The organism is Bradyrhizobium sp., assembly GCF_019242285.1.
GTDB lineage: Bacteria > Pseudomonadota > Alphaproteobacteria > Rhizobiales > Xanthobacteraceae > Bradyrhizobium.
This window is the reverse complement of record NZ_JAFAVV010000680.1, coordinates 1-5697: the sequence shown is the minus strand read 5'-3', so window position 1 is coordinate 5697 and position 5697 is coordinate 1. Positions and strand designations below refer to the sequence as shown.

General features: G+C 60.9%; 3 protein-coding genes and 1 pseudogene. All 4 read right to left on the bottom strand.

Annotated elements, in window-relative coordinates:
• Positions 1 to 1039 (bottom strand): annotated as a pseudogene (locus JOY90_RS27595) (recombinase family protein); the annotation flags it as partial.
• 906 nt (positions 1040 to 1945) lie between these two features.
• Entirely contained in the window at positions 1946 to 2806 is an 861-nt protein-coding gene (locus JOY90_RS27590) for a phosphotransferase (RefSeq protein ID WP_291694263.1), read from the bottom strand.
• Between the two features lie 299 nt (positions 2807 to 3105).
• Entirely contained in the window at positions 3106 to 3642 is a 537-nt protein-coding gene (locus tag JOY90_RS27585; RefSeq protein ID WP_291694262.1) for a MarR family winged helix-turn-helix transcriptional regulator, read from the bottom strand.
• A gap of 198 nt (positions 3643 to 3840) precedes the next feature.
• Positions 3841 to 4857 (bottom strand): heterodisulfide reductase-related iron-sulfur binding cluster, encoded by a 1017-nt coding sequence (locus JOY90_RS27580; protein ID WP_291694261.1) that lies wholly within the window; start codon positions 4855 to 4857, stop codon positions 3841 to 3843.
• Positions 4858 to 5697: the final 840 nt, after the last annotated feature.

The following is a 5697-nucleotide window of genomic DNA, read 5'->3' as shown; positions in this document are numbered from 1 at the left end:
ACAGCCGGTCTCGCCCTGGCGGGCCTTGGTGCAGCAGGTGTAGTAACGGTAACGGCCGCTCTTGCCGGTGCGAAGCGTCATCGCTCCACCGCAAGCAGCGCAGAAGCAGATGCCGCTAAGGAGTGTCGGGCCACTGACGATCCTTGGTGCGGTCATCGCTGGGCTCCGGCTCTTGAGCAGCATTTGGACGACCTCAAATTCATCCTTGTCGACGATTGCTGGCACCGTCATTTCCACGATTTCAGTCTCTGCCTTGCGCTCGCGGGTCTTCCAGAACTTGGTGTTGAAACGGTGCCGGCCGACGTAGGTCGTGCGGGTCAGCACCTTGTGGACGGCGTCGACACCCCAGCGCCCGCCGTCGCGGGTGCGGATGCCGATGGCGTTGAGGTGTGTGGCGACGGACTTCACGCCCATCGGCCCGAGCTTCCGCTGCCCTCGCGCGCCAGGCGGAAGATCAGGCGCACCGTTTCAGCCTGGACGGGGTCGATCTCCAGCGTCTTCTTGGTGCGGTGTCCGCGCCGCTCGGAGGCCTCCACGATGCGGTAACCGATCGGCGGCAACGCGCCATTCCAGAAGCCCTGACGCGCATTCTCCTTCATGGCGCGCAGCGTGTGCTTGGCGTTCTCCTTGGACTGATACTCGTCGAACAGCGCCATGATCTGGCGGATCATGTTGCTCATGGGATCGTCGCCGAGCTCCTGGGTGATCGAGACCAGCCGGACACCGGCCTTGGCGAGTCGGCGCACGTAGAACTCGAGCTGGAATTGGTCGGGAAGAAGCGGCTGAAGCTGTGGACCAGGATCACGTCGAACGCTGGCGGCTTGGTGGTTGCCGCGTCGATCATGCGCTGGAATTCCGGTCGCCGGTCATCGGTCGCGGACAAACCGGGCTCGACATAGTCGGCGACGATCTCCCAGCCCCGGGATGTGCAATAGGCCTTGGCCTAGCGGCGCTGGTCCGGGATGGAAAGATCACTGTCGGCTTGCCGGCCGGTCGAGGCTCGCAGGTAGAGGGCAGCACGAACCGGTGTCGTCGTCATGGTGATCTCCAGACCAAGAGGGTCAGTGGCGGGTCGAAAATAGTTCGTCGGACCAGGCCTCGAACACCTCGATCTCGGCCTCGGTGATCGGCACTTCCTGAGGCCAGTCGTCGGTCACGGTCCAGTCAGATCGTTTCTTCTTTGCAGGGCGGCCCCTTCGTCGAACTGATGGCCGCAAATGGTCGTAGAGGTCATCGGGCAACGGACCCAATGACCGGGTTCGTCTCGGCCGAGATTTTTGATGATGAGCCATGGCGCCCCTGCGACAGGCAGACTCCATCGAGAGAACGGCGCAAGTTTGTCCGCGAGTCATTTCGATGAGGAGCGGCAACTCGCTCGCGCTGAGCCATCAGCGCGTGGCGGTCAAACGCCGGGGCAGACGAGGCCTGTCAAGGCCGTCAGCCGGCGGAGCCGGGCGCGCGGAGCGCGAGCCTTGACGGGCGTCGGCTGGTCCGGCAGCGCCGTTCCAAGCTTATGACTCGGCTGCGTGGTGATGTGCTCAGCGGCTGCTTCGGATCGCCGCCCAAGCCGCGCACATTGCGCGTCAAGGAAACAAAGACCGAGTGCCATTAGAAAGTTAGGCACCGGTATCCAGAGCGAGCGCACATTGCTCAAACTGCCAAAAACCGGCTTACACCTTGTCCTAACCCAATGTGCAGACACCAGCTCTCGCGACGACCGCCCCAGCAAACCCTGTTTGCTTTTATCTTGCTATCAAGCGGTCGACGGTCTGCGCCTCACCGATCCTGCGCTATCCTTCGCCAAGCCGCCATCCGAATAAAACCAGACCAAGCAGAACGCGAGCAGGTTCCGCGCGGGTTTGGCGCAGCCGAGTCTTTGTTTGCCGCAGGTGCAGCTCATGTCTTTGGGTCGATCGAGACAGAACGCCGAAGCCGCCAGCCGCGCTCATAAAATCCGGCCCGCAGAAGCCCGCTCTCGCAGATAGCCAAGGTGATATTCCGCAGCTTCGCGCTTTTCAGGAATGTCGGCGAGAGCCCAACACCAGACCGAAACGCATAAGCTGCGCAAATAGCCAAGCTCTACGAGAAGGTCACTGTTGAACGGCTCGAATGCAGCCAATTCCGGCTCGGGGAGAAAGCCGATGTCCCACTCGCGCGGGCCGCGGCACGCATCCTCGAAATCGTTCCAAAGCGCGCCATCGGAGGTGATGAACACGTTGCCGAGATGCGCATCGCCGAGGATCGGCACAAGGCGAACCGGCAACTGGTCCAATGCGGTCCGAACCGAGCTGTAAACCGAGAGCAGAAATTGCCGATCGCCGGGAGCCAACGCCGGCAGCGCCGACGGGGTTTGGAGTAAGTTGCGGCATTGATCGATCTTCGCCCAAAAATTCGGAAGCTCGAAAGGAAAATCGGCGAGCGCTTGATGCACGCGGCTTAGCGCCGCGGCCGCACGCGCCGTGTGCTCCGCGTTGTCCTCATCCGCTGGGACATGGCTGACAAACTCCCAAAAGGTCACGGCAAACCCGTCAGAAAAATGCGGACCGGGTGGCACTCCGGCCGCAAGGCCGACGCTGGGGGCTCCGCGTGCAGAGAGATGTTGCCCGACCGACAGCTCGCGCCGCAGCCTATCGAGCGACTGCGCATCGTCGCGCACGACGCGGGCGACCAGACCCGTTGGAAGCAGGCGAATGCTAACGTGCTGCGAAATGTGCAGCACAACGGGATCGACGCGCCCTACGCCTAAGCGGCAGGCCACCTCCATCGCTGCCGCTAAGGCTCCCGCCGAGAATACCGATTGGGACATGGCCGTTCACAGTTCGTGACGCCCGCGTCAAAAATCAACGCCACGGGATCCACGATGCGTAGTGCTAGACGTAGAGTATCGCAGGCTTGCCGATTGTAGCGCATCGCGGGCTGCAGCATCATAGGGGAATCGCGAGGGTGTAGTGCCCATCTTCATCGGCCGTGGCGCGCCACTTCTGCGATTTCGCACGAGCGGCTGATCGCGCCACCGGTGTGTGTCGAGCATGTGGCGCAGGAATTGACGATCTTGCAAAAAAGCGCTGGCGAGTTTGCTGAAGCGATCAGACTTGCGCCCTTGCGTCAGTCTTCGCCTGCCTTCGCGCTGACCAGCTTTCCGCCTTCGACGATGACCTGGCGCAGCAGTTGCGTCAACGTCATCATATCCTTACTGGACATGTTCGCGAAGATACGGTCGTTCACCGCCCGAAGGGCTGGCGCCAGGTCCTGAATCAGTTCGGCGCCCTTGCTTGTCAGCGCGACCTTGAGAGCCCGCGCGTCCTCGGGGTCCGGTAGCTTTATCAGGTACTTGGCCTTCACCAGTTTGCTGACATCCGCGGTGACATTCGACGCCGAAACGTGAAGATGGTCGGCGATCCGACGAATGCTTGGATCGGAATTGATCTTGGCCACAGCCATCATCACCGCCAGTTCGGTGGACGAGAGACCGAAGGGCTTCGCCGTCACGCGCCGCAGGTTCTGCATCGTCGCCGCTGCGGCGAAGATGTCGGACATGAAATCGCGAAATGCGCGTTCGTCGCCGCCGGCGACCAGCGCCTCGATTCCGACCGAGCGCGCGTTCGCGCTTCGCTTCTTGCCGGCATTCTTTGCCTTCGACATTACTGGATCTGCTTGCCGATCGATTATCTCATCCAAGACGACGCGCGATCACGGAACGCCCCATCCGACCGGAATTGCCTTCTCGGCGATCCTACTCTTCCATAATCCTGCAAAATTCGGCAAGCATTTCAAGCTTCCGTGGACCGTGAAGCGGCCTTTGTTTACGATTTGCCGGTAGCGGGACAAAAACGTCGACGACTACCGGCCGCCCTCGAACTGATCCTTCAACGCGCGGCGGACTGTTTCCGGCTTGACGCCGCGAGCGGCGAACTCGCCCTCGAGTTCCTCCATCATCGTATCGATGTCCGCGATCTTCGATATCCGGGCGAATTTGTCCTCGCGCGCCGGCAGACCCATCGATTGGGCGACCAGCGTCAGGTAGTTGACGAGTTCGAGTCCCCTGGTCCCTCCGTGTTCCCGTTGCAGCAGCGTCAACCGGCGATGACAGGAGTGATAAATGGAGACTATGTGGGTTGCGCCCCGCCGCTTCGCGTCCGCCATCCATCCCGCAATTGTGCCGACATACTTCTCCTCGCCGAAGTCCTTGATCCTCGGCACGGTGCAGTGCCGCCCAAGCCCCGTCGCGGCAGCAGCGTCGATCACGTGGACTCCGGGAATTCTGGACAGCAGGTCGTGGACGGCCTCGCTCTCTTCCTCTTGCTCCGGAAAATCGACATGACGGTGGATCGCCACCGTGATGGGAATCTCGTTGACCAGCAGGTCCTGACGGATGTTGCGGCTCAGAAACACGGTGGCGTTCATACGTTTCTTCGCGGTCTCGGTCACCAGGCTCTGATCGCGATGGCTGAGATGGTCGTCGCAAGACGGGCACCAATAAAGGAGTTGGTCCGGCTTGAACTCGTCGAACTTCTCCATCGTCCGGTTCAGCATATTGTCGGCGACCTCGCGAAGACCTGACGCCGTATGGACACTTCCGCAGCAATGGGAAGGACCGCCGAGCAGCGCGTGGTCGTGGCCCATATGAACGAGGATGTCATTCAGGCTCTCCGCCATGTGCGCGGTACGCAAGATGTTGCAGCCGAGCCAGACAACCAGCGACTGGGGCTTCACTTCCTGAGGCAACGCGGTCATCCACGGACGGGGGATGTCGTTTCTCATCAGATCGCCCAGCGTGCGCACGTTGCCGAAATATTCCGCTGGCGATTCGTCCGCGCCTACGACGCTGGCATCGTTGAAAGGCTTCGTTATCGTCATTTGCACCTCCCAGGCCTTTTTCCAATATTGCTATATTGCATAGTTATCACGACACAACGCGCTTCTTGCGGCAGCTTCGCGGCGCGATCCCCCGCCATTCGAGGACCATTCGCGCTGAGGCTGGGCCGAGCACGATCATCGCGAAGATCAACACCCAGACGACGCTGTTGAGGTACCGAAAGACGAACAGTGGCAGCATGTCGATGCGCTATCCGGCCTCCGCGCTTGACACTTTCGCGATGCGACAGGCGATTCCGGGTCTGAACCCACCACGACCGAGCATCATCCGCCGCCACGGCCAGCCATATAACAACTATATCATATAGCGATTTTACATAGCAAGTTTAAAATTCTCGCCAAATATTGGTTCTTTCATCGCGTCGCACGCGACATGAGCAGTCTCCGCTCTGAACGAAGCGGCTCGCGGTGCTGCCGGGCGGGATTTCGATCCCTATCTCGGTCAGTGGGCGAGAACTGAAACTGCGGCCACAGCCTGGTTTCGCGAGCGCCTCCTCGCGCCGACCTCCTCCCCTGCCCTGCCAAACACCTGATAGCAGGCGTACGTCGACGCCGGCCAAAGTCCGCCGGCTGACCGAACTTTTCGACTCCTTGATGCCTAGTGGCTCGGAACTAGCTCCAGTTCGAGCGGGTTGACACCCCGGTACCGGGCAAGTTCTATTTCCAGTTTGCGATGCACCTCATCGGGTCTATCGGCCAGCCGGGGCAGTCGGCCTATCGCAAGCTGCGGCAAGAAAATGATCATTGCTTGTGCCGCCTCCGCCCAATATCTGAATCGCCCAATCAACGACGGTCTGTGCCATCCTCGGCGGAACCAACTTG